This is a genomic window from Streptomyces sp. NPDC021020, assembly GCF_044333285.1.
Lineage (GTDB): Bacteria > Actinomycetota > Actinomycetes > Streptomycetales > Streptomycetaceae > Actinacidiphila.
On sequence record NZ_JBIRQQ010000008.1, the window covers coordinates 353,402 to 376,210 of the forward strand.

Here is a 22,809-nt window from a genome sequence, read left to right on the forward strand (position 1 = left end):
GGTCCTGCCCGCGTGGGGTCCGCGCCCTCGCCACGGGGGCGCGCTCCGGGACACCGCGTCACGACCGCGTGTACTCGTCCGAGGCGGCCTGGAGGCGACGCCCGCGGTCTTTCGACCTTCCCACGGCGGTCGGACGGCGTCCATATGTCGTACGGGTGCCGGTCACCGCGGACCCTCCCGGCCCGGCCGCGGCAGGGGCGGGCGGCGCTCACGGCGGTGCCTGGCGCATCGGCCCTGCGGCGGCTGGCTACGATGGGCCATCCGGCGGCGGACCACGGACCGCCACCGCAGGCGGCCGGCTCACGTACGGCCGCCGCGCTCACGTTCTCCGACCTGTCGGGAAGGCCATGCTGAACAAGTACGCGCGTGCTTTCTTCACGCGTGTTCTCACGCCGTTCGCCGCGTTTCTGCTGCGCAAGGGGGTGACCCCGGACACGGTGACGCTGGTCGGCACCGCCGGCGTCGTCGCCGGCGCGCTGGTGTTCTACCCCATGGGGCAGTTCTTCTGGGGCACGGTCGTGATCACGCTCTTCGTCTTCTCCGACCTGGTCGACGGGAACATGGCACGCCAGATGGGCCGCTCCAGCCGCTGGGGCGCCTTCCTGGACTCCACCCTGGACCGCGTCGCGGACGGCGCGGTCTTCGGCGGCCTGGCCATGTGGTACGCGGGCAAGGGCGACGACCTGGTGCTGTGCGCCGTCACGATCTTCTGCCTCGCCAGCGGCCAGGTGGTGTCGTACACCAAGGCGCGCGGCGAGGCGATCGGGCTGCCGGTCAACGTCAACGGCCTGGTCGAGCGTTCCGAGCGGCTGGTCATCACCCTCGTGCTGTGCGGCCTGTCCGGCTTCCACCGCACCTTCGGGGTGCCCGGCATCCAGTACCTGCTGCCGATCGCGCTGTGGGTCGTCGCCGTCGGCAGCCTCGTCACGCTCGTCCAGCGTGTCGTGACGGTCCGCCGCGAGTCGGCGGAGGCGGACGCGGCCGCCGCCGCGACGGCCGGCCAGGGGAGCGGCGGATGACGGGGGGCACCCCCCGCGGTGCCGCGTTCCGGGGGAAGGCCGTCGACGGCCTGTACGGGGCGGGCTGGGCCGCGGTCAGGACGCTGCCGGAACCCGCGGCGCGGGCGCTGGGCCGTACCGTCGCCGACGCCGCGTGGCGCCGGCGCGGCAAGGGCGTGCAGCGGCTGGAGGCCAACCTCTCCCGGATCGTGCCGGACGCCGGCCAGGAGGCGCTGCGCGAGCTGTCCCGCGCCGGGATGCGCTCGTACCTGCGCTACTGGATGGAGTCCTTCCGGCTGCCGGCCTGGAGCAAGGACCGCATCCGCGGCGGCTTCGCGCCCTCCGACGTGCACTACCTGACGGGCGGCATGGCCGCGGGCAAGGGCGTCATCCTGGCGCTGCCGCACATGGCCAACTGGGACCTGGCGGGCGCCTGGGTCACCACCAAGCTGGAGACGCCCTTCACGACCGTCGCCGAACGCCTCAAGCCCGAGACGCTCTACGACCGCTTCGTCGCCTACCGCGAGGGCCTGGGCATGGAGGTGCTGCCGCACACCGGGGGCAGCGCCTTCGGCACGCTCGCCCGGCGGCTGCGCGACGGCGGCCTGGTGTGCCTGGTCGCCGACCGCGACCTGTCCTCCTCCGGCGTCGAGGTCGACTTCTTCGGCGCGAAGACCCGCATGCCCGCCGGCCCCGCGCTGCTCGCCCAGCACACCGGCGCGCTGCTGCTGCCGGTCACCCTCTGGTACGACGCGTCGCCGGTGCTCCAGGGCACCGTGCACCCGCCGGTCAGGGTGCCCGCGGAGGGCACCCGCGCGCAGCGCACCGCGGCCATGACGCAGTCGCTCGCCGACACCTTCGCAGCCGGTATCGCCGCGCACCCGCAGGACTGGCACATGCTCCAGCGGCTGTGGCTCGACGACCTGGAGCCGCGGACCCGCACGGCCGGAACGGACGAGGGAACGGGGACCGCGTGAGGATCGGGATCGTCTGCCCGTACTCCTGGGACGTCCCCGGCGGCGTCCAGTTCCACATCCGCGACCTCGCCGAGCACCTGACGGGGCTCGGCCACCACGTGTCCGTCCTCGCGCCCGCCGACGACGAGACGCCGCTGCCGCCGTACGTCGTCTCCGCCGGGCGCGCCGTCCCCGTCCCGTACAACGGGTCGGTGGCCCGGCTGAACTTCGGCTTCCTGTCCGCCGCCCGGGTCCGCCGCTGGCTGCACGACGGCGGCTTCGACGTCGTCCACATCCACGAACCCAGCTCGCCGTCGCTGGGGCTGCTCGCGTGCTGGGCCGCGCAGGGCCCGATCGTGGCGACCTTCCACACCTCCAACCCCCGCTCGCGCGCGATGATCGCCGCCTACCCGATCCTCCAGCCGGCGCTGGAGAAGATCCGGGCGCGCATCGCGGTGAGCGAGTACGCCCGGCGCACCCTCGTCGAGCACCTGGGCGGCGACGCGGTCGTCATCCCCAACGGCGTCGACGTCGGCTTCTTCGCGCGCGCCGAGCCGCGCCCGGAGTGGCAGGGCGACACCATCGGCTTCATGGGCCGCATCGACGAGCCCCGCAAGGGCCTGCCGGTGCTCATGCGGGCGCTGCCCGCGATCCTCGCGGCCCGCCCGCAGACCCGGCTGCTGGTCGCCGGACGCGGCGACGCCGAGGAGGCCGTCGCCACGCTCCCGGAGCACCTGCGCGGCCAGGTCGAATTCCTCGGCATGGTCAGCGACGAGGACAAGGCCCGGCTGCTGCGCAGCGTCGACCTGTACGTGGCGCCCAACACCGGCGGCGAGTCCTTCGGCATCATCCTCGTCGAGGCGATGTCGGCCGGCGCCCCCGTGCTGGCCAGCGACCTGGACGCCTTCGCGCAGGTCCTCGCGCAGGGCACCGCGGGCGAGCTGTTCGGCAACGAGGACGCCGACGCGCTCGCCGAGGCCGCGCTGCGGCTGCTCGCCGACCCGCAGCGGCGCGCCGCGCTGAGCGAGCGCGGCCGGGCGCACGTGCGGCGCTTCGACTGGTCCGAGGTGGGCGCGGAGATCCTCGCCGTCTACGAGACCGTCGCCGACGGCGCCGCGCGCGTCGCGACCGACGAACGCACCCGGCTGCGCGGCATCTTCGGCCCGACGCGCCGGTAGCCTTGCCGCCCGTGACCACCACCATCATCTGGATCGCGGTGGCGCTCGTCGCCGTCGGCCTCTACCTGAGCTGGACCGCGGGGCGCCTGGACCGGCTGCACGCCCGTATCGACGCCGCCCGCGCCGCGCTGGACGCGCAGCTGCTGCGGCGCGCCTCGGTCGCCCAGGAGCTGGCGACCGCGGGCGTCCTGGACCCGGCGGCCTCGATCGTGCTGTACGAGTCCGCGCACGCCGCCCGGCAGGCCGAACCCGAGCAGCGCGAAGTGGCCGAGAGCGAGCTGAGCCAGGCGCTGCGGGCGGTCTTCCCGGACACCGACGCGGTCGGCGAGGTGCGCGCCGCGCCCGGCGGCACCGCGGCGGTCGGCGAGCTGACGCAGGCGGTGCGCCGGGTGCCGATGGCCCGCCGCTTCCACAACGACGCGGTGCGCGCCGCCCGCGCCGTCCGCGAGCACCGCGTCGTGCGCTGGCTGCGGCTGGCCGGGCACGCGCCCTTCCCGCTGGCCTTCGAGATGGACGACGAGCCCCCCGCACCGCTGACCACCGAGGGCGCGGGCGTACCGTAGAAGGTGCCCGTGGGGCCGGTGGCACCACCGGTGACCTGCGGCGGGAGCCACCCGAGGCGAATTGGCCCTTTCCAGGCCGCGGCGCCGCGCCGGAGCATGGGTGGGGTTTGCCAACCAGTCACCGTCATCAGTGAGTGAGGTCACCGTGTCCACCACACCGTCCACCGCCAGCACCCCCGAGACCGGCACCGCGCGCGTCAAGCGGGGTATGGCCGAGCAGCTCAAGGGCGGCGTGATCATGGACGTCGTCACCCCGGAGCAGGCCAAGATCGCCGAGGACGCCGGCGCCGTCGCCGTCATGGCGCTGGAGCGCGTTCCGGCCGACATCCGCGCGCAGGGCGGTGTGGCCCGGATGTCCGACCCCGACATGATCGAGGGCATCATCGGCGCCGTCTCCATCCCGGTGATGGCCAAGTCCCGCATCGGCCACTTCGTCGAGGCGCAGGTGCTGCAGTCGCTCGGCGTGGACTACATCGACGAGTCCGAGGTGCTGACCCCGGCCGACGAGGTCAACCACTCCGACAAGTGGTCCTTCACCACCCCCTTCGTGTGCGGCGCCACCAACCTCGGCGAGGCCCTGCGGCGTATCGCCGAGGGCGCGGCCATGATCCGCTCCAAGGGCGAGGCCGGCACCGGCAACGTCGTCGAGGCGGTCCGCCACCTGCGCCAGATCCGCGGCGAGATCGGCCGCCTCAAGGCGCTGGACAACCACGAGCTGTACGCCGCCGCGAAGGAGCTGCGCGCGCCGTACGAGCTGGTCAAGGAGGTCGCGGAGCTGGGCAAGCTGCCCGTCGTGCTGTTCTCCGCCGGCGGCGTGGCCACCCCCGCCGACGCCGCCCTGATGCGCCAGCTCGGCGCCGAGGGCGTCTTCGTCGGTTCGGGCATCTTCAAGTCCGGCGACCCGGCCAAGCGCGCCGCCGCGATCGTCCGCGCGACCACCTTCTTCGACGACCCCAAGGTCATCGCGGACTCCTCGCGCAACCTCGGCGAGGCCATGGTCGGCATCAACATCGACACGCTGCCGGAGTCCGAGCAGTACGCCAAGCGCGGCTGGTAAGCACCGATGAGCCGGCCCACCATCGGCGTGCTCGCCCTCCAGGGCGACGTACGCGAACACCTTGCGGCGCTGGCCGCGGCGGACGCCGCGGCCGGCCCGGTCCGCCGCCCCGAGGAGCTGGCCGGGCTCGACGGCCTGGTCATACCCGGCGGCGAGTCCACCACCATCTCCAAGCTGGCCGTGCTCTTCGGTTTGATGGAGCCGCTGCGCGCGGCGATACGCGACGGCCTGCCGGTCTACGGCACGTGCGCCGGGCTGATCATGCTCGCCGACAAGATCCTCGACCCCAGGTCCGGTCAGGAGACCTTCGGCGGCATCGACATGATCGTGCGCCGCAACGCCTTCGGGCGGCAGAACGAGTCCTTCGAGGCCTCCGTCGAGATGGCGGAGATCCCCGGCGGGCCGGTCGAGGGCGTCTTCATCCGGGCCCCCTGGGTCGAGTCGGTCGGCGCGAGCACCGAGGTGCTCGCCGAGCACCGGGGCCACATCGTGGCCGTCCGGCAGGGGAACGTGCTGGCCACGTCCTTCCACCCGGAGCTGACCGGCGACCACCGGGTGCACGAACTCTTCGTGTCCGCAGTGCGCGCCGCGGGGTGATCCGATCCCGGTAGGATCGACCGAGCCGAAGAACAGCAATGGGTGACGCGAAGGAGACTGTCGGATGTCCGGCCACTCTAAATGGGCTACGACGAAGCACAAGAAGGCCGTGATCGATGCCAAGCGCGGCAAGCTCTTCGCGAAGCTGATCAAGAACATCGAGGTCGCGGCCCGGACCGGTGGCGCGGACCCGGACGGCAATCCGACCCTCTTCGACGCCATCCAGAAGGCGAAGAAGAGCTCCGTCCCGAACAAGAACATCGACAGCGCGGTCAAGCGCGGTGCGGGTCTGGAGGCCGGCGGCGCCGACTACCAGACGATCATGTACGAGGGCTACGGGCCGAACGGCGTCGCCGTCCTGATCGAGTGCCTGACCGACAACCGCAACCGCGCGGCCTCCGACGTCCGGGTGGCCATGACCCGCAACGGCGGCTCCATGGCCGACCCGGGCTCGGTGTCGTACCTGTTCAACCGCAAGGGCGTGGTCATCGTCCCCAAGGGCGAGCTGGGCGAGGACGACGTGCTCGGCGCGGTCCTGGACGCGGGCGCCGAGGAGGTCAACGACCTCGGCGAGTCCTTCGAGGTGATCAGCGAGGCCACCGACCTGGTGCCGGTCCGCAAGGCCCTCCAGGAAGCCGGCATCGACTACGACTCGGCGGACGCCAACTTCCTGCCCACCATGCAGGTGGAGCTGGACGAGGACGGCGCCCGCAAGATCTTCAAGCTGATCGACGCGCTGGAGGACAGCGACGACGTGCAGAACGTCTTCGCGAACTTCGACGTCTCGGACGAGGTCATGGAGTCCGTCGACGCCTGACGCGACGCGGACGACGGGCAGCGGGCGGGCCGGGCGGGAACACACCTGCCCGGCCCGCCCTTTGTTGTCGGTGCGAACCGATAGCCTGCGGGAACGAGTGGGCGAGCGGACGAGTGTGCGAGGGAAGGGGGCGGCGGTGCGGGTGCTCGGCGTGGACCCGGGGCTCACCCGGTGCGGTATCGGCGTGGTCGACGGCACCGCGGGCCGCCGGCTGGCGATGGCCGGCGTCGGTGTCGTACGGACCCCGGCGGACGCACCGGTCGGCGAGCGGCTGGTGCTGGTCGAGCAGGGGATAGAGGCCTGGCTCGACGAGTACGGGCCGGACGCCGTCGCCGTGGAGCGCGTCTTCAGCCAGCACAACGTGCGGACGGTGATGGGCACCGCGCAGGCCAGCGCGGTCGCGATCCTGTGCGCCGCCCGCCGCGGCCTGCCCGTCCACCTGCACACCCCCAGTGAGGTCAAGGCCGCCGTCACCGGCAGCGGCCGCGCCGACAAGGCCCAGGTCGGAGCGATGGTCACCCGGCTGCTGCGGCTGGACGCACCGCCGAAACCGGCGGACGCGGCGGACGCGCTGGCCCTGGCCATCTGCCACATCTGGCGCGGCCCGGCCACCGACCGGCTGCTCCGCGCCGCCGCCGGGCAGGCCGCCGCCGCCGGCGTACGCCCCCCTGCCGCGGTCGCCGCCCGCGCCGCCGCCGGCCGCCCCCGCAGGTCCGCCGCAAGCACCGACGCCGTACGCAACCGGGAGTCCGCCACGTGATCGCCTTCGTCAGCGGCCAGGTCGCCGCGCTCGCGCCCGACGCCGCCGTGATCGAGGTCGGCGGGGTCGGCCTGGCCGTGCAGTGCGCGCCGGGGACCCTCGCCGGGCTGCGCCTCGGCACCCCCGCCCGGCTGGCCACCTCGCTGGTCGTCCGGGAGGACTCCCTCACCCTCTACGGCTTCGCGGACGACGACGAGCGGCAGGTCTTCGAGCTGCTCCAGACCGTCAGCGGGGTCGGCCCGCGGCTGGCCCAGACGATGCTGGCCGTGCACGCTCCCGACGCGCTGCGGACCGCGGTCGCCGCGGGCGACGAGAAGGCGCTCACCGCCGTGCCCGGCATCGGGAAGAAGGGGGCGCAGCGGCTGCTGCTCGAACTGAAGGACCGGCTCGGCGCCCCGGTCGGCACCGGCGCGGCGCCCGTCGTCGCCGCCGGGCCCGCCGCGTGGAACGACCAGCTGCACGCCGCGCTGCTGGGCCTCGGCTACGCGGCGCGCGAGGCGGACGAGGCGGTCGCCGCCGTCACCCCGCAGGCCGAGGCGGCGGCCGAGCCCAACGTGGGGGCGCTGCTGCGCAGCGCGCTCCAGTCCCTCAACCGCACCCGCTGAAGACCCGCCCGCGAAGACCGCACCCGCGAAGACCGCACGCCGAGACCGCCCGAGCCGAGAGACCCGAGAGACCACACTCATGAACTGGGACGCCGCCGACGAAGCTGCCGGCCCCGACCGCGCCGCCGACGCCTTCGCCGACCGGCTGGTGGCAGCCGCGGCCGACGGCGACGACCAGGCCGTCGAGGCCGCCCTGCGGCCCCGGGACCTGGGCGAGTTCGTCGGCCAGGAGCGGGTCCGCGAGCAGCTCGGCCTGGTCCTGCAGGCGGCCCGCAAGCGCGGCGGCACCGCCGACCACGTCCTGCTCTCCGGCGCGCCCGGCCTCGGCAAGACCACCCTGTCCATGATCATCGCCGCCGAGATGGGCGTCCCGATCAGGATCACCTCGGGCCCCGCCATCCAGCACGCGGGCGATCTCGCCTCGATCCTGTCGTCGCTCACCGAGGGGGAGGTCCTCTTCCTCGACGAGATCCACCGCATGTCCCGGCCCGCCGAGGAGATGCTGTACATGGCGATGGAGGACTTCCGGGTCGACGTGATCGTCGGCAAGGGTCCGGGCGCCACCGCGATCCCGCTGGAGCTCCCGCCCTTCACCCTGGTCGGCGCGACCACCAGGGCCGGGCTGCTGCCGCCGCCGCTGCGCGACCGCTTCGGCTTCACCGGGCACATGGAGTTCTACGCCCCCGCCGAGCTCGAAAGGGTGATCCACCGTTCGGCCGGCCTGCTGGACGTCACGATCGACCCGGCCGGCGCCGCGGAGATCGCCGGCCGCTCCCGGGGCACCCCGCGTATCGCCAACCGGCTGCTGCGCCGGGTGCGGGACTACGCGCAGGTCAGGGCGGACGGCGTGGTCGACCGGGCGACGGCCGCCGCGGCGCTGGAGGTCTACGAGGTGGACGCGCGCGGCCTGGACCGGCTGGACCGTGCGGTGCTTCATGCCCTGCTGTCCCTTTTTGGCGGCGGTCCTGTGGGTTTGTCCACACTTGCTGTCGCTGTGGGGGAGGAGCGTGAGACTGTTGAGGAGGTCGCCGAGCCCTTCCTCGTCAGGGAGGGGCTGCTGGCCCGCACCCCGCGGGGCAGGGTGGCGACCGCTGCCGCATGGGCGCACCTGGGCCTCGTACCCCCGCAAGCCATCGGGGGGCAGGGCGCAGGAAACGGACCGGGACAGACCGGGCTGTTCGGGCCGTGACCCGGCTCGGCTCGTCCGTTCAGGAACCCCAGTGCCATGCTTGGCGTTGTTCCAGCGGCGAGCCAGCGCTTAGACTCCGCCGACGCCCTTCCTCCGGAGCGGCACTCACATCCCGAAACCCAGGCCAGCACCGTTGGCCGTGCGAAGGAACGTCAGACCGTGAATCCCCTGATCCTCATCCTGATCGTCGCGTTCGGCGGCATGCTGCTGATGACGAGGTCCGCCAAGAGCAAGCAGCGCCAGGTCCTCGAAATGCGGGAGAAGATGGAGCCCGGTGCCGGGATCCGCACCATCGGCGGCATGTACGCCGTGGTGAAGGAGGTCAACCAGGAGACGGTCCTGCTGGAGCTGACCGACGGCGTGCACGCGCACTTCACCAAGGGCGCCATCTCCGCCGTGCTCAGCGAGCAGGAGTTCAACCGCATCGTGCACGGCATCGAGCCCGATGAGCTCGACGACGACACCGCGGACGCCGACGGTACCGACGCCACCGACATTGCCGACGCCGACGGCGCGGAGGACACCGCGCAGGACGGCGCGCACGCCGACGCCGACGTCACGGCTGCCGACGGGGATCGCGTGGAGCTGAAGAAGACCGAGGACGAGCCGGAGGCGGGCGGGTCGGGCCCCGCCAAGTAAGGGTCATGTTCGCGCAACACTCGTCACCGTCCGCGGGCGCGCAGGCCCCGGTGCGGTAGGACAGGGAGACACAAGAAGGTGGCAGCAGCCAAGAAGGGCCGCAGGCCCTCGGGGAGCCAGGGATACCCCGGGCGCGCTCTGGCCGTGATCCTCATCGCCCTGGTGGCGCTGACCGGTGGGATCTTCCTCACCGGTGACCGCACACCCCGGCTGGGCATCGACCTCGCCGGTGGTGTGAGCATCACCCTGACCGCTCGTGGCGGCCAGGGCGATGCGGTGAACAAGGCGAACATGAACACCGCGGTCAACATCATCAGCAACCGGGTCAACGGCCTGGGTGTCTCCGAGGCGGAGGTGCAGACCGAGGGATCGAAGAACATCATCGTCAACATCCCGAAGGGCACCAACGCCGACCAGGCGGAGAAGCAGGTCAACACCACGGCGAAGATGTACTTCCGCCAGGTGCTCGCGGCGGGCGCGGGCGCCCCCGCACCGGCCGAGACTCCGACCCCGAGCGCCTCGGGCAGCTCCACCCCGTCTCCCGGCGCCAGCGGCACGGCGACCCCCAAGGCCACCGGCAGCGCGACGAGCAGCCCCACGGCCAGCTCCTCCGCGCAGGGCCGCGCGGTCAGCGGCGCCCTGACGTCCTCGGTCGACAAGGCGCCCACCCCGCTGCCCTCCCCGTCGGCCACCGACGACACGGGTGCCGCGAGCGGCGACACCGCCACCGACACCAGCGTCCCCGCCGACCTCCAGGCGACGTACGCCGCGCTCGACTGCACCAACGCCAAGCAGCGCGCCGCCGCCCAGGAGGCCGCCGGCGACCCGGCCAAGAAGGTCGTCGCCTGCGGTGACGAGGGTGGTGTCTGGCAGAAGTACGTGCTCGGCCCGTCCCTGATCGACGGCAAGCGCATCTCCGGCGCGAACGCGGCCTTCGACACCCAGCAGGGCAACGGCTGGGTCGTCAACCTGACGTTCGACTCCAAGGGCGCCGGCCAGTTCACCTCGGTGACCAGCAACCTGTCCAGCCAGCAGGCCCCGAACAACCGCTTCGCGATCGTGCTGGACGGCAACGTCCAGTCCGCCCCCTCGGTCAGCCAGGCGCTGCCCGGCGGCAGCGCGCAGATCTCCGGCTCCTTCAAGCAGTCGGAGGCCCAGGACCTGGCGAACGTGCTCAAGTACGGTTCGCTGCCGCTGGCGTTCGACATCTCCGACAAGACCACGGTCTCCGCCGCCCTCGGTGGCGAGCAGCTGCACGGCGGCCTGATCGCCGGCGCGGTCGGCCTGGCGCTCGTCGTGCTCTACATGTTCGCCTACTACCGCGGGCTGAGCCTGGTCGCCATCGCGAGCCTCATGGTCTCCGCGGGCCTGACGTACACGATCATGTGCCTGCTCGGCCGGGCCATCGGCTTCGCGCTGAACCTGCCGGCCGTCGCCGGTGCGATCGTCGCCATCGGTATCACCGCCGACTCCTTCATCGTGTTCTTCGAACGCATAAGGGACGAGCTGCGTGAGGGCCGGTCGCTGCAGCCCGCGGTCGCCCGCGGCTGGCCGCGAGCCCGGCGCACCATCCTGGTGTCCGACTTCGTGTCCTTCCTGGCCGCGGCGGTGCTCTACGTCGTGACCGTCGGCAAGGTCCGCGGCTTCGCCTTCACGCTGGGTCTGACGACGCTGCTCGACGTCGCGGTGGTCTTCCTCTTCACCAAGCCGCTGATGACGATCCTGGCCCGCCGCAAGTTCTTCGCGGACGGCCACAAGTGGTCCGGGCTCAACCTCAAGAGCCTCGGAGTCAAGGCGCCGCTGCGCCGTGTCCGCCGTACCCACAGCACCGAGACGAAGGAAGCCTGATGTCCAAGCTCGGCACTCTCGGTCACCGGCTGCACCGGGGCGAGGTCAGTTACGACTTCGTCGGCAAGCGGAAGATCTGGTACGGCGTCTCCATCCTGATCACGGTCGTCGCGATCGTCGGCCTGGTGGTGAACGGCCTCAAGCTCGGTATCGAGTTCAAGGGCGGCGCGGTCTTCACCACGCCGAAGATCTCGATGTCGACCTCGCAGGTGCACGACCGGATCGAGGGCGACACCGCCGGTCACCCGGCGACGATCCAGAAGCTCGGCAACGGCGGGATGCGCATCCAGGTCAGCGACATCTCGACGCAGACCTCCAAGGACATCCAGCAGAAGATCGCCGACGACCTGAAGATCGACAAGTCGAAGCTCGACGCCGAGATCGTCGGCCCGAGCTGGGGCAAGGAGATCTCCAAGAAGGCCCTCCAGGGCCTGATCATCTTCCTGGTGCTGGTGGTCATCTACCTGGCGATCGCCTTCGAGTGGCGCATGGCCATCGCGGCACTCGTCGCCCTGCTGCACGACCTGACGATCACCACCGGTGTGTACGCGATCGTCGGCTTCGAGGTCACGCCGGGTACGGTCATCGGTCTGCTCACGATCCTCGGTTACTCCCTCTACGACACCGTCGTCGTCTTCGACGGTCTGAAGGAAGCCACCAAGGACATCACCAAGCAGAACCAGCGGACCTACAGCGAGCTGGCCAACCGCAGCCTCAACGGCACGCTGGTGCGGTCGATCAACACCACCGTGGTCGCGCTGCTGCCGGTCGCCGCGCTGCTCTTCATCGGCGGCGGCCTGCTCGGCGCCGGTGTGCTCAACGACATCGCGCTCGCCCTCTTCGTCGGCCTCACCGCCGGTGCGTACTCCTCGATCTTCATCGCCACCCCGATCGTGGCGGAGCTGAAGGAGAGCGAGCCGCAGATGAAGTCGCTGCGCAAGCGGGTGCTGGCCAAGCGCAAGGCGGACGCGGCCAAGGCCAAGGAGGCCGAGGCCCGCGGTGAGGACCCGGAGGAGCCGGCCGACGAGGTCTCCGACGGCGACGACGACGGGGACGAGGCCACCGCCACGGCGGGCGCCGGAGTCGTCTCCCCGCGCGCCCAGAGCGGTACGCGCCCGCGCACCCAGCCGGGCAGCCGCGGCAACGGCCGCGGCGGACGGGGCCGCCCGTCCGGCCGGCGGCGCTGACGCCGCGCACCGCACCGCACACACCTCGCGGAAGCCGCCCGGTCGCCACGGCCGGGCGGCTTCCGCACGTCCGGCGGGGGACAATGGGGCGCGCACGGCCGCAGCGGCCCGCGCGTCCGCACCCCGCCCCCACCTGCTGCCCCGACGACCGAGAAGAGCCGAGGAACACCCTGATGACCACCACGGAGACCCCGTCCGCCGAGCTGCGCGAGCTGCTGCTCGCCCACATCAGGGACGTCCCGGACTACCCGGAGCCCGGTGTGATGTTCAAGGACATCACCCCCCTGCTGGCCGATCCCGGGGCCTTCGGCGCGCTCGTCGAGGCGCTCGCGGAGCTGTGCGTCCGGCACGGCGCCACCAAGGTCGTCGGGCTGGAGGCGCGCGGCTTCATCCTGGCGGCGCCCGCGGCGGTACGGGCCGGGGTCGGCTTCGTACCGGTGCGCAAGGCGGGCAAGCTGCCCGGCACGGTGCACGGGCAGGCGTACCAGCTGGAGTACGGCACCGCCGAGATCGAGGTGCACACCGACGCCTTCACCGCGGACGACCGGGTGCTGGTGATCGACGACGTGCTGGCCACCGGCGGCACCGCGGAGGCCGCCGTGGAGCTGATCCGCCGGGCCGGCGCGACGGTGGCGGGCCTCACGGTCATGCTGGAGCTGAGCTTCCTCGGGGGGCGCGAGCGCCTGCTCCCCGTCCTCGGCGGAGCGCCGCTGGACGTGCTGATCACCGTCTGACGCGGCCTGTCACGGCCTGGTGGCGCGGCGGGGGGCGCCCGGGCACCGCGCACGCCCGGGTGCCGGCGCAGGTCGATACCATGGGATTTCTACCGCGCGTGAGGAGTGCACTTGCCAGACAAGGCCCAGCCCCTCGGCGGCGCGGGCGGTACGGAACCGGCCCCGCGCGGCTCGGACGCGCCCGCGCACACCCCAGCCGAGCCCGCGCCGAAGCCGGCGCCGCCCGCCGTCCGGCCGGTCCGCACCCCGGGCAGTGTGGCGCCGACCCGCCCCGGCGCCTCCTCCAGCCGGGTGCGCGCGCGGCTGGCCCGGCTCGGCGTGCAGCGCTCCAGCCCGTACAACCCCGTGCTCGAACCGCTGCTGCGGGTCGTGCGGGGCAACGACCCCAAGGGCGACACCGCCCAGCTGCGGCAGATCGAGGCCGCCTACCAGGTCGCCGAGCGCTGGCACCGCGGCCAGAAGCGCAAGAGCGGCGACCCGTACATCACCCACCCGCTCGCCGTGACGACCATCCTGGCCGAGCTGGGCATGGACCCGGCCACCCTGATGGCCGGGCTGCTGCACGACACCGTCGAGGACACCGAGTACGGCCTGGACCAGCTGCGCCGCGACTTCGGCGACCAGGTCGCGCTGCTGGTGGACGGCGTCACCAAGCTGGACAAGGTCAAGTTCGGCGAGGCCGCGCAGGCCGAGACCGTCCGCAAGATGGTCGTGGCGATGGCCAAGGACCCGCGGGTCCTGGTGATCAAGCTCGCCGACCGGCTGCACAACATGCGCACGATGCGCTACCTCAAGCGGGACAAGCAGGAGAAGAAGGCCCGCGAGACGCTGGAGATCTACGCCCCGCTGGCGCACCGGCTGGGCATGAACACCATCAAGTGGGAGCTGGAGGACCTGGCCTTCGCCATCCTCTACCCCAAGATGTACGACGAGATCGTGCGGCTGGTCGCCGAGCGCGCGCCCAAGCGCGACGAGTACCTGGCGATCGTCACCGACCAGGTGCAGCAGGACCTGCGCGCGGCCCGTATCAAGGCCACCGTCACCGGCCGGCCCAAGCACTACTACAGCGTCTACCAGAAGATGATCGTCCGCGGGCGGGACTTCGCGGAGATCTACGACCTGGTCGGCATCCGGGTCCTGGTCGACACCGTCCGCGACTGCTACGCGGCGCTCGGCACGATCCACGCGCGGTGGAATCCGGTCCCCGGCCGGTTCAAGGACTACATCGCGATGCCGAAGTTCAATATGTACCAGTCGCTGCACACCACCGTGATCGGCCCCAGCGGCAAGCCCGTCGAGCTGCAGATCCGCACCTTCGACATGCACCGCCGCGCCGAGTACGGCATCGCCGCGCACTGGAAGTACAAGCAGGACGCGGTGGCCGGCGCGTCCAAGGTCCGCACCGACAGCCCGCGCTCGGACAAGAAGGACGACGCGGTCAACGACATGGCGTGGCTGCGCCAGCTGCTGGACTGGCAGAAGGAGACGGAGGACCCGGGCGAGTTCCTGGAGTCGCTGCGCTTCGACCTGTCGCAGAGCGAGGTCTTCGTCTTCACGCCCAAGGGCGACGTGATAGCGCTGCCCGCGGGCGCCACCCCGGTGGACTTCGCGTACGCGGTGCACACCGAGGTCGGCCACCGCACCATAGGCGCCCGGGTCAACGGGCGGCTGGTGCCGCTGGAGTCGACGCTCGACAACGGCGACCTGGTCGAGGTCTTCACCTCCAAGGCGGCCGGCGCGGGCCCCTCGCGCGACTGGCTGGGCTTCGTCAAGTCGCCCCGGGCGCGCAACAAGATCCGCGCGTGGTTCTCCAAGGAGCGCCGCGAGGAGGCCGTCGAGCACGGCAAGGACGCCATCGCGCGCGCCATGCGCAAGCAGAACCTGCCGATCCAGCGGGTGCTCACCGGCGACTCGCTCGTCACGCTGGCGCACGAGATGCGCTACCCCGACATCTCCGCGCTGTACGCCGCGATCGGCGAGGGCCACATCACCGCCCAGTCGGTGGTGCAGAAGCTCGTCGACGCGCTCGGCGGCGAGGAGGGCGCGACCGAGGACGTCGAGGAGATCACCGCCCCGCCGCAGACCGGACGCGGCAAGCGGCGGGGCGTCGCCGACCCCGGCGTGGTCGTCAAGGGCACCAGCGACGTGTGGGTCAAGCTGTCGCGCTGCTGCACCCCGGTGCCCGGCGACCCGATCATCGGCTTCGTCACGCGCGGCAACGGGGTGTCGGTGCACCGCGCCGACTGCGTCAACGTCGACTCGCTGTCGCAGCAGCCGGAGCGGATCATCGACGTCGAGTGGGCGCCCACCCAGTCGTCGGTCTTCCTGGTCGCGATCCAGGTCGAGGCGCTGGACCGCTCCCGGCTGCTGTCGGACGTCACCCGGGTGCTGTCCGACCAGCACGTCAACATCCTGTCGGCGGCCGTGCAGACCTCCCGGGACCGGGTGGCGACCTCGCGCTTCACGTTCGAGATGGGCGACCCCAAGCACCTCGGGCACGTCCTGAAGGCCGTACGCGGCGTCGAGGGCGTCTACGACGTCTACCGGGTCACCTCGGGTCGCCAGCGGTAGCGCAGGCCCGCAGCGGGGCGCTGAGCGCCGCTGCGGGCCCCGGGCAGCGAAAAGCGGCTCCCGGTGCCGCGGGGCACCGGGAGCCGCTTCGTTCCGTACGACGGGCCGGGCGGTCAGCCGCCGAACTCCTGGAGGCCCTTGAGCGCCTGGTCCAGCAGCGCCTGGCGGCCCTCCAGCTCGGCCGCGAGCTTGTCGGCCTTGGCGGTGTTGCCCGCCGCGCGCGCCGTGTCGATCTGGCCGCGCAGCTTGTCCACCGCCGCCTGCAGCTGGCCGGTCAGCCCCTGGGCGCGGGCCCGCACCTCGGGGTTGGTACGCCGCCACTCGGCGTCCTCGGACTCCGCGAGCGCCCGCTCGACGGCGTGCATCCGGGACTCGATCCGCGGCCGGGCGTCGCGCGGCACATGGCCGATGCCCTCCCAGCGCTCGTTGATCGTCCGGAAGGCGGCGCGGGCCGCCTTCAGGTCGGTCACCGGCAGCAGCTTCTCGGCCTCGACGACCAGCTGCTCCTTGGCCGCCAGGTTGTCGCGCTGCTCGCCGTCCCGCTCGGCGAAGACCTCGGAACGGGCGGCGAAGAAGACGTCCTGCGCCCCGCGGAAACGATTCCACAGGTCGTCCTCGGCCTCGCGCTGCGCACGGCCCGCGGCCTTCCACTCGGTCATCAGCTCGCGGTAACGGGCCGCGGTCGGCCCCCAGTCGGTGGAGTCCGACAGCGACAGCGCCTCGGTGACCAGCTTCTCCTTGGTGCGCCGGGCCTGCTCGCGCTGCGCGTCCAGGGACGCGAAGTGCGCCTTGCGGCGCTTGGAGAACACCGACCGCGCGTGGCTGAAGCGGTGCCACAGCTCGTCGTCGCTCTTGCGGTCCAGCCGGGGCAGGCCCTTCCACGTGTCGACCAGCGCCCGCAGCCGCTCACCCGCGGTGCGCCACTGCTCGCTCTCCGCCAACTGCTCGGCCTCGGTGACCAGTTGCTCCTTGGCGGACCTGGCCTCCTCGCTCTGCTTGGCCTTGGCCGCGCGGCGCTCCTCGCGCCGCGAGTCGACCAGCGCGACGAGCGCGTCCAGCCGGCCGGCCAGCGCCGCCAGGTCGCCGACGGCGTGCCCCTCGTCCACGGCCGCCCGCAGGTGCTCGATCGCGGCCAGCGCGTCCTTGGGCGCGAGGTCCGTGGTCTGCACCCGGCGTTCCAGGAGGCCGATCTCCACGACGAGCCCCTCGTACTTGCGCTCGAAGTAGGCGAGGGCCTCCGCGGGGGAGCCCGCCTGCCACGAACCGACCTCCTTCTCCCCGTCGGCCGTACGCACGTACACGGTCCCCGTCTCATCGACGCGGCCCCACGGGTCGCTGCTCACAGCGCCTCCTCCACGTGATGCCCGGCCGGGTGGCGGCTCGACGGCATCGTCCACAGTGTCTCCCCCGGCGCAATCCCCGGGTGCATCTCCGGCCGGGCTGTGCGCACGGACCGGTCCAACGCCAACATAGGCGACCATCGCCCCGGCTGTCCGCATCCGATGCGGCGGGAATCAGGATTTGCCGACGGTCGCCTTGTTGATGACGACGGTGGCGTTCGGCGCCCCGTCGCCCTGCCCGCCGCTGTTCTCACCGGCGCCGGCGATCTTGTTCAGCACCTTGAGTCCGTCGGCGCTCAGGGTGCCGAACGGAGTGTAGTTGGGCTGCAGCGGGCTGTCCTTGTAGACGAGGAAGAACTGGCTCCCGCCGGTGTTCGGGCCGCTGTTGGCCATCGCCACGGTGCCGGCCGGGTACGTGACCGCGCCGGTCGCGTCGGCCTTGCCGAACGCCGTCAGGTTCTCGTCCGGGAGCGAGTAGCCGGGGCCGCCGCTGCCGGAGGCCGTCGGGTCGCCGCACTGGAGCACGTAGATGCCCGCGGTGGTGAGCCGGTGGCAGCGGGTGTGGTCGAAGAAGCCCTGGTCGGCGAGGAACTTGAAGGAGTTCACCGTCTCCGGCGCCTTCGCCGCGTCCAGCGCGATCGGCATCGCGCCGCACGTGGTGTCGAGCGTGAAGGTGTACTTCGCGCCCTTGTCGATCGCCATCTTCGGCTTCGACTTCCAGCTCGCCGTGCCCGGGTTGCCCGCCGCGGGCTTCTTGCACGGGTCGGCCGCCGCGGTGGGTGCCGCGGCCGCGCTGCCCGACGCGCTCGGCGTGCTGGACGCGCCCGCGGCGTCGTCCTTCTTCTTCGAGCTGCCGTCGAAGGCCCCCGCCGCCCACGCCCCGCCGGCGCCCGCGAGGGCGACCACCACGACCGCCGCGATTCCCGCGTTGCGCCGGCGCGACTTGCGCTGGTGATCCACCCGGCGATTCTGCTGCCGCTCGAACTTCTCCCGGGCGAGCTGCCGCCGCCGCTGATCCTTGGTGACCACTTCGCCTGCTCCCGGTCGCTGGGCCGGACCATGCCGGCCGCCTCGTGTACGCGTGTGTGCTCTGCGTCTGTCTGGGGTCTGTCTGGGTAAGTCTGGTGCGGTTTGCTGTGTATCTGCTGGGGCGTGCCCCGGTCCGCGGAAGCATTCTGCCGCAGGCCGTGTGAGCTGTGCTTTTGCTGTGAGTCCGCAGCGCGGGCGCGAACCCTTACGAGGGTGTGTCCGCAGATCTTCGCGTCCCGCGGCGTGTCGAGTCCAGTCCGCAAACACGCCGATGCACGCCCGATACGCGTTCGCGACCGCGATGTTCTCGCCGGTAGGCTCGTGAGCTGCCGACACCGCCCGCGGACGACAGAAGGACGAACGTGCTCATTGCCGGGTTCCCCGCCGGGGCCTGGGGGACCAACTGCTACGTGGTCGCCCCCGCCGCCGGCGAGGAGTGCGTGATCATCGACCCGGGCCACCTCGCGGCCCAGGGCGTCGAGGACATGCTCGCCAGACACCGCCTCAAGCCCGTTGCCGTCGTCCTCAGCCACGGCCACATCGACCATGTCGCCTCGGTCGTCCCGGTGTGCGGCGCGCACGGCGTACCGGCCTACCTGCACCCCGCGGACCGCTACATGCTCACCGACCCGGAGAAGGCGCTCGGCGAGACCATCGGCGCGCCCCTGATGGGGGAGCTGACCATCGGCGAGCCGGACGACCTGCGGGAGCTGGCGGACGGCGGCACGCTGTCACTGGCCGGCCTGGAGTTCTCCGTCGCGCACGCGCCCGGCCATACCAAGGGGTCGGTGACCTACCGGGTGCCGGAGGCCGCGGACGTCCCGTCCGTGCTGTTCTCCGGCGACCTGCTGTTCGCCGGCTCCGTCGGACGCACCGACCTGCCCGGGGGCTCCACGCCCGAGCTGTACGAGTCGCTGGCCCGCGTGTGCCTGCCGCTCGACGACTCCACCGTGGTGCTGTCGGGGCACGGCCCCCAGACGACCATCGGCCGCGAGCGCGCCACCAACCCCTACCTGGGCGAGGTGGCCCGCGGCCAGGGAGCACCCGACCCGGCGGCTCCCCGACGAGGATTGTGACGACTGCTGACGTGAGCACCATCCAGGCACCCAAGGGCACCTACGACCTGCTGCCGCCGGACTCCGCGGTCTACCTCGCGGTGCGCGAGGCCATCGCGGCGCCGGCCCGCCGGGCCGGCTACGGCTACGTCGAGACCCCCGGCTTCGAGCACGTGGAGCTGTTCTCCCGCGGTGTCGGCGAGTCCACCGACATCGTGACCAAGGAGATGTACACCCTCACCACCAAGGGCGGCACGGAGCTGGCGCTGCGCCCCGAGGGCACCGCCTCGGTGCTGCGCGCGGCGCTGGAGGCCAACCTGCACAAGGCGGGCAACCTGCCGGTCAAGCTCTGGTACTCGGGCTCCTACTACCGCTACGAGCGCCCGCAGGCCGGGCGCTACCGGCACTTTTCGCAGGTCGGGGCCGAGGCGATCGGCGCCGAGGACCCGATGCTGGACGCCGAGCTGATCATCCTGGCCACGGACGCCTACCGGGCGCTCGGCCTGCGCGAGGTCCGGCTGCTGCTGAACTCGCTCGGCGACCGCGAGTGCCGCCCCGTCTACCGCGCCGCGCTCCAGGACTTCCTGCGCGGCCTGGACCTGGACGAGGACACCCGCCGCCGGATCGAGATCAACCCGCTGCGGGTGCTGGACGACAAGCGCGAGTCCGTGCAGCGGCAGCTCACCGGCGCCCCGAAGATCTCCGACCACCTGTGCGAGGCGTGCAAGGCCTACCACGAGCAGGTCCGCGAGCTGCTGGACGCGGCGGGAGTGGCCTACGAGGACGACCCGCGGCTGGTGCGCGGCCTGGACTACTACACCCGCACCACCTTCGAGTTCGTGCACGACGCGCTCGGCTCGCAGTCCGCGGTCGGCGGCGGCGGGCGCTACGACGGCCTGTCGGAGATGCTCGGCGGCCCCGCGTTGCCGTCCGTCGGCTGGGCGCTCGGCGTGGACCGCACGGTCCTCGCGCTGCGCGCCGAGGGCGTCGAACTGCCGCTGCCCCGGGCGACGGACGTCTACGCGGTGCCGCTCGGCGAGGAGGCCCGGCGGGTGCTCTTCGGCGCGGTGACGCAGCTGCGCAGGGAAGGCGTCGCCGCGGACTTCGCCTACGGCGGCAAGGGTGTGAAGAACGCCATGAAGTCGGCCAACCGCTCCGGCGCCCGCTTCGCGCTCGTCGCGGGCGACCGGGATCTCGCCGAGGGGGTGGCCCAGCTCAAGGACCTGGAGAGCGGCGAGCAGGTCGCGGTGCCGCTCGACGCGATCGCCGCCGCGGTCAAGGAGAGGCTGGCGTAAACCGCTCCTTCGTGTACCAGGGCGGCTCAGGCTTATTCCCTCCTGACCGCCCTGGTGCACAATGAGTGTGCCCGCCCCCACGGACCTGAGAGATCGGCGACCATGACGACTTCCGCCCTGGACGAGACGCGTACCTCCGGAGAGAGCGCACCACGCCCGGCAAGCGAAGGCATCGTCGCGGGCAAGGCGTTCACCTGGCTGCTGCTGATCTGCGGCGCGCTGGGCCTGCTGGCCTCGTTCGTCATCACCGACGACAAGTTCAAGCTGCTCCAGGCCAAGGTCGAGGGCAAGACGTACACCCCGGGGTGCAGCCTCAACCCGATCATCTCCTGCGGCAGCGTGATGGAGAGCGACCAGGCGCACGTCTTCGGCTTCCAGAACCCGATCATCGGCCTGGTGGCCTTCCCGGTGCTGATCACCCTGGCCGTGGGCATGTTCGCGGGCGCCCGCTACAAGGCGTGGTTCTGGTACGGGCTGCAGGCCGGCGGGCTGTTCGGCGTGTGCTTCATCAGCTGGCTCCAGTACCAGACGATCTACAACATCAACGCCATCTGCCTGTGGTGCTGCCTGGCCTGGATCGTGACCATCGCCACCTTCTGGTACACGGCGGTGCACAACATCAAGCACGGCCTGTACAAGGTGCCGGCCAAGGCGAAGGCGCTGGTGCTGGAATTCCACTGGGTCGTGCCGGTGCTGTGGTACGGCGTCATCGCGATGCTGATCCTGGTGCACTTCTGGTACTACTGGAAGACCGTCATCTGATCGTGGTCCCGGCGGGCTGGGGACCGCGGCTGTCAGTGCCGTGACCTAGGCTTCGAGGCGTGGAACCAGACCTTTTCACCGCCGCCGCCGAGGAACGCCGGGAACGCGACCCGGGCGCCAGCCCGCTCGCCGTACGGATGCGCCCGCGCACCCTGGACGAGGTCGTCGGGCAGCAGCATCTGCTGCGCCCGGGGTCGCCGCTGCGGCGCCTGGTGGGGGAGAGCGGCGGCGGCCCGGCGGGACCCTCGTCGGTGATCCTGTGGGGCCCGCCCGGCATCGGCAAGACGACGCTGGCGTACGTGGTGAGCAAGGCCACCAACAAGCGCTTCGTGGAGCTGTCGGCGATCACCGCGGGCGTCAAGGAGGTCCGCGCGGTCATCGAGAGCGCCAAGCGGCAGTCCGGCGGCTTCCAGCGCGAGACGGTGCTCTTCCTCGACGAGATCCACCGCTTCAGCAAGGCCCAGCAGGACTCGCTGCTGCCCGCCGTGGAGAACCGCTGGGTCACGCTCATCGCGGCCACCACGGAGAATCCCTACTTCTCGGTGATCTCCCCGCTGCTGTCCCGCTCGCTGCTGCTGACCCTGGAGCCGCTCACCGACGACGACGTGCGCGGGGTGCTGCGCCGCGCGCTCGCCGCCGAGCAGGGCCTCGCGGGCGCGGTGGCGCTGCCGGAGGACACCGAGGACCACCTGCTGCGGATCGCCGGCGGCGACGCCCGCCGGGCGCTCACCGCGCTGGAGGCCGCCGCGGGCGCGGCGATCGCCAAGGGCGAGGACACCATCGCGCTCGCCACCCTGGAGCAGACCGTGGACCGCGCCGCGGTCGCCTACGACCGGGACGGCGACCAGCACTACGACGTGGCCAGCGCCCTCATCAAGTCGATCCGCGGCTCGGACGTGGACGCCGCGCTGCACTACCTGGCGCGGATGATCGAGGCGGGCGAGGACCCGCGCTTCATCGCCCGGCGGCTGATGATCTCGGCGAGCGAGGACATCGGCCTCGCCGACCCGACCGCGCTGCCCACCGCGGTCGCCGCGGCGCAGGCGGTCGCGATGATCGGCTTCCCCGAGGCGTCGCTGATCCTGTCGCACGCCACCATCGCGCTCGCGCTGGCGCCCAAGTCCAACGCGGCGACCACCGCGATCGGCGCGGCGCTCGCCGACGTCAAGGCGGGCAAGGCGGGCCCCGTCCCGGCCCATCTGCGCGACGGCCACTACAAGGGCGCGGCCAAACTCGGCCACGCGCAGGGCTACGTCTACCCGCACGACGTGCCAGGCGCCGTCGCCGCCCAGCAGTACCTGCCGGACGTGCTGGCCGGGCGCCGCTACTACGAGCCGACGCGCTACGGGACCGAGGCCCGCTACGCCGACGTCCTGGAGTGGGTGCGCGGCCGGCTGGAGGGCAAGGGCGGCGAGTAGCCGTACGGGGCGCCGCGGGCCGTGATCTGCGGCACAGCCGGGCGTGACGGCCCCGGTGGCGGAATCGGCTGCTCCCGGGCCGGGTTAGGCTCGAACGGAGTGCGCGCGCCGTACGGCCGGCAGGCCGCCGGGCGCTCCTTCCTCTTCGGGACGCGGCTGACCGTGCCGCGGCCGTCTCCGGCCGCCGTACGGGGTTCCCGGGTCGAAACCT

The 22,809-nt window shown here is 72.2% G+C and carries 21 protein-coding genes; 19 read left to right on the forward strand and 2 right to left on the reverse strand.

Annotation, left to right across the window (positions count from 1 at the left end):
- Positions 1-347 precede the first annotated feature (347 nt).
- From pgsA to ACH4SL_RS25410, 15 genes are all read left to right on the forward strand, one after another.
- A complete protein-coding gene (gene pgsA, locus ACH4SL_RS25340) occupies positions 348-1,019 on the forward strand; it encodes a phosphatidylinositol phosphate synthase (RefSeq protein WP_398449353.1) in 672 nt (223 codons plus the stop codon).
- Complete coding sequence (locus tag ACH4SL_RS25345; protein WP_398449355.1) at positions 1,016-1,975, forward strand: phosphatidylinositol mannoside acyltransferase; 960 nt, start codon at positions 1,016-1,018, stop codon at positions 1,973-1,975. Before pgsA ends, ACH4SL_RS25345 begins: the two co-directional genes overlap by 4 nt.
- Complete coding sequence (locus ACH4SL_RS25350) at positions 1,972-3,132, forward strand: glycosyltransferase family 4 protein (protein ID WP_398449357.1); 1,161 nt, start codon at positions 1,972-1,974, stop codon at positions 3,130-3,132. The genes ACH4SL_RS25345 and ACH4SL_RS25350 overlap by 4 nt, the downstream gene beginning before the upstream one ends.
- An 11-nt stretch (positions 3,133-3,143) precedes the next feature.
- Positions 3,144-3,695, forward strand: coding sequence for a hypothetical protein (locus ACH4SL_RS25355; protein ID WP_398449359.1), 552 nt, complete (start codon positions 3,144-3,146; stop codon positions 3,693-3,695).
- A 145-nt stretch (positions 3,696-3,840) separates the two neighbouring features.
- Positions 3,841-4,752 (forward strand): pyridoxal 5'-phosphate synthase lyase subunit PdxS, encoded by a 912-nt coding sequence (gene pdxS, locus ACH4SL_RS25360; protein ID WP_398449361.1) that lies wholly within the window; start codon positions 3,841-3,843, stop codon positions 4,750-4,752.
- Positions 4,753-4,758: 6 nt separating this feature from the next.
- Positions 4,759-5,349: a pyridoxal 5'-phosphate synthase glutaminase subunit PdxT gene (pdxT, locus tag ACH4SL_RS25365; RefSeq protein ID WP_398449363.1), complete on the forward strand. Its 591-nt coding sequence runs from the start codon at positions 4,759-4,761 to the stop codon at positions 5,347-5,349.
- A gap of 64 nt (positions 5,350-5,413) precedes the next feature.
- Positions 5,414-6,166 (forward strand): YebC/PmpR family DNA-binding transcriptional regulator, encoded by a 753-nt coding sequence (locus ACH4SL_RS25370; RefSeq protein ID WP_398449365.1) that lies wholly within the window; start codon positions 5,414-5,416, stop codon positions 6,164-6,166.
- A 136-nt stretch (positions 6,167-6,302) separates the two neighbouring features.
- On the forward strand, positions 6,303-6,926 hold the full coding sequence (gene ruvC, locus ACH4SL_RS25375; RefSeq protein ID WP_398449367.1) for a crossover junction endodeoxyribonuclease RuvC: 624 nt from the start codon (positions 6,303-6,305) through the stop codon (positions 6,924-6,926).
- Positions 6,923-7,531, forward strand: coding sequence for a Holliday junction branch migration protein RuvA (gene ruvA, locus ACH4SL_RS25380; protein ID WP_398449369.1), 609 nt, complete (start codon positions 6,923-6,925; stop codon positions 7,529-7,531). The genes ruvC and ruvA overlap by 4 nt, the downstream gene beginning before the upstream one ends.
- Positions 7,532-7,610: 79 nt before the next feature.
- Positions 7,611-8,720: a Holliday junction branch migration DNA helicase RuvB gene (gene ruvB / locus ACH4SL_RS25385; protein ID WP_398449371.1), complete on the forward strand. Its 1,110-nt coding sequence runs from the start codon at positions 7,611-7,613 to the stop codon at positions 8,718-8,720.
- Positions 8,721-8,879: 159 nt separating this feature from the next.
- The gene (gene yajC / locus ACH4SL_RS25390) at positions 8,880-9,359 is read left to right on the forward strand and encodes a preprotein translocase subunit YajC (RefSeq protein WP_398449373.1); all 480 of its coding nucleotides are present in this window, start codon (positions 8,880-8,882) and stop codon (positions 9,357-9,359) included.
- A gap of 78 nt (positions 9,360-9,437) precedes the next feature.
- On the forward strand, positions 9,438-11,207 hold the full coding sequence (gene secD, locus ACH4SL_RS25395) for a protein translocase subunit SecD (protein ID WP_398449375.1): 1,770 nt from the start codon (positions 9,438-9,440) through the stop codon (positions 11,205-11,207).
- Positions 11,207-12,394: a protein translocase subunit SecF gene (gene secF / locus ACH4SL_RS25400; protein ID WP_398449377.1), complete on the forward strand. Its 1,188-nt coding sequence runs from the start codon at positions 11,207-11,209 to the stop codon at positions 12,392-12,394. Before secD ends, secF begins: the two co-directional genes overlap by 1 nt.
- Before the next feature lie 173 nt (positions 12,395-12,567).
- Complete coding sequence (locus ACH4SL_RS25405; protein WP_398449379.1) at positions 12,568-13,128, forward strand: adenine phosphoribosyltransferase; 561 nt, start codon at positions 12,568-12,570, stop codon at positions 13,126-13,128.
- A gap of 111 nt (positions 13,129-13,239) precedes the next feature.
- A complete protein-coding gene (locus ACH4SL_RS25410; protein ID WP_398449381.1) occupies positions 13,240-15,699 on the forward strand; it encodes a RelA/SpoT family protein in 2,460 nt (819 codons plus the stop codon).
- Between the two features lie 113 nt (positions 15,700-15,812).
- Here ACH4SL_RS25410 and ACH4SL_RS25415 read toward each other — a convergent pair whose 3' ends face one another.
- A complete protein-coding gene (locus ACH4SL_RS25415) occupies positions 15,813-17,042 on the reverse strand; it encodes a DUF349 domain-containing protein (RefSeq protein WP_398449383.1) in 1,230 nt (409 codons plus the stop codon).
- A gap of 171 nt (positions 17,043-17,213) precedes the next feature.
- Positions 17,214-18,068 (reverse strand): peptidylprolyl isomerase, encoded by an 855-nt coding sequence (locus ACH4SL_RS25420; RefSeq protein ID WP_398449385.1) that lies wholly within the window; start codon positions 18,066-18,068, stop codon positions 17,214-17,216.
- A gap of 362 nt (positions 18,069-18,430) precedes the next feature.
- Between ACH4SL_RS25420 and ACH4SL_RS25425 the strand changes: the two genes are divergently transcribed.
- From ACH4SL_RS25425 to ACH4SL_RS25440, 4 genes are all read left to right on the forward strand, one after another.
- Positions 18,431-19,144 (forward strand): MBL fold metallo-hydrolase, encoded by a 714-nt coding sequence (locus ACH4SL_RS25425; protein ID WP_398449387.1) that lies wholly within the window; start codon positions 18,431-18,433, stop codon positions 19,142-19,144.
- 11 nt (positions 19,145-19,155) lie between these two features.
- Positions 19,156-20,418, forward strand: coding sequence for a histidine--tRNA ligase (gene hisS, locus ACH4SL_RS25430; RefSeq protein ID WP_398449390.1), 1,263 nt, complete (start codon positions 19,156-19,158; stop codon positions 20,416-20,418).
- A 102-nt stretch (positions 20,419-20,520) separates the two neighbouring features.
- Positions 20,521-21,180 (forward strand): vitamin K epoxide reductase family protein, encoded by a 660-nt coding sequence (locus ACH4SL_RS25435; RefSeq protein WP_398449392.1) that lies wholly within the window; start codon positions 20,521-20,523, stop codon positions 21,178-21,180.
- Between the two features lie 59 nt (positions 21,181-21,239).
- Positions 21,240-22,598 (forward strand): replication-associated recombination protein A, encoded by a 1,359-nt coding sequence (locus ACH4SL_RS25440; RefSeq protein ID WP_398449394.1) that lies wholly within the window; start codon positions 21,240-21,242, stop codon positions 22,596-22,598.
- The last annotated feature ends 211 nt before the right edge of the window (positions 22,599-22,809 follow it).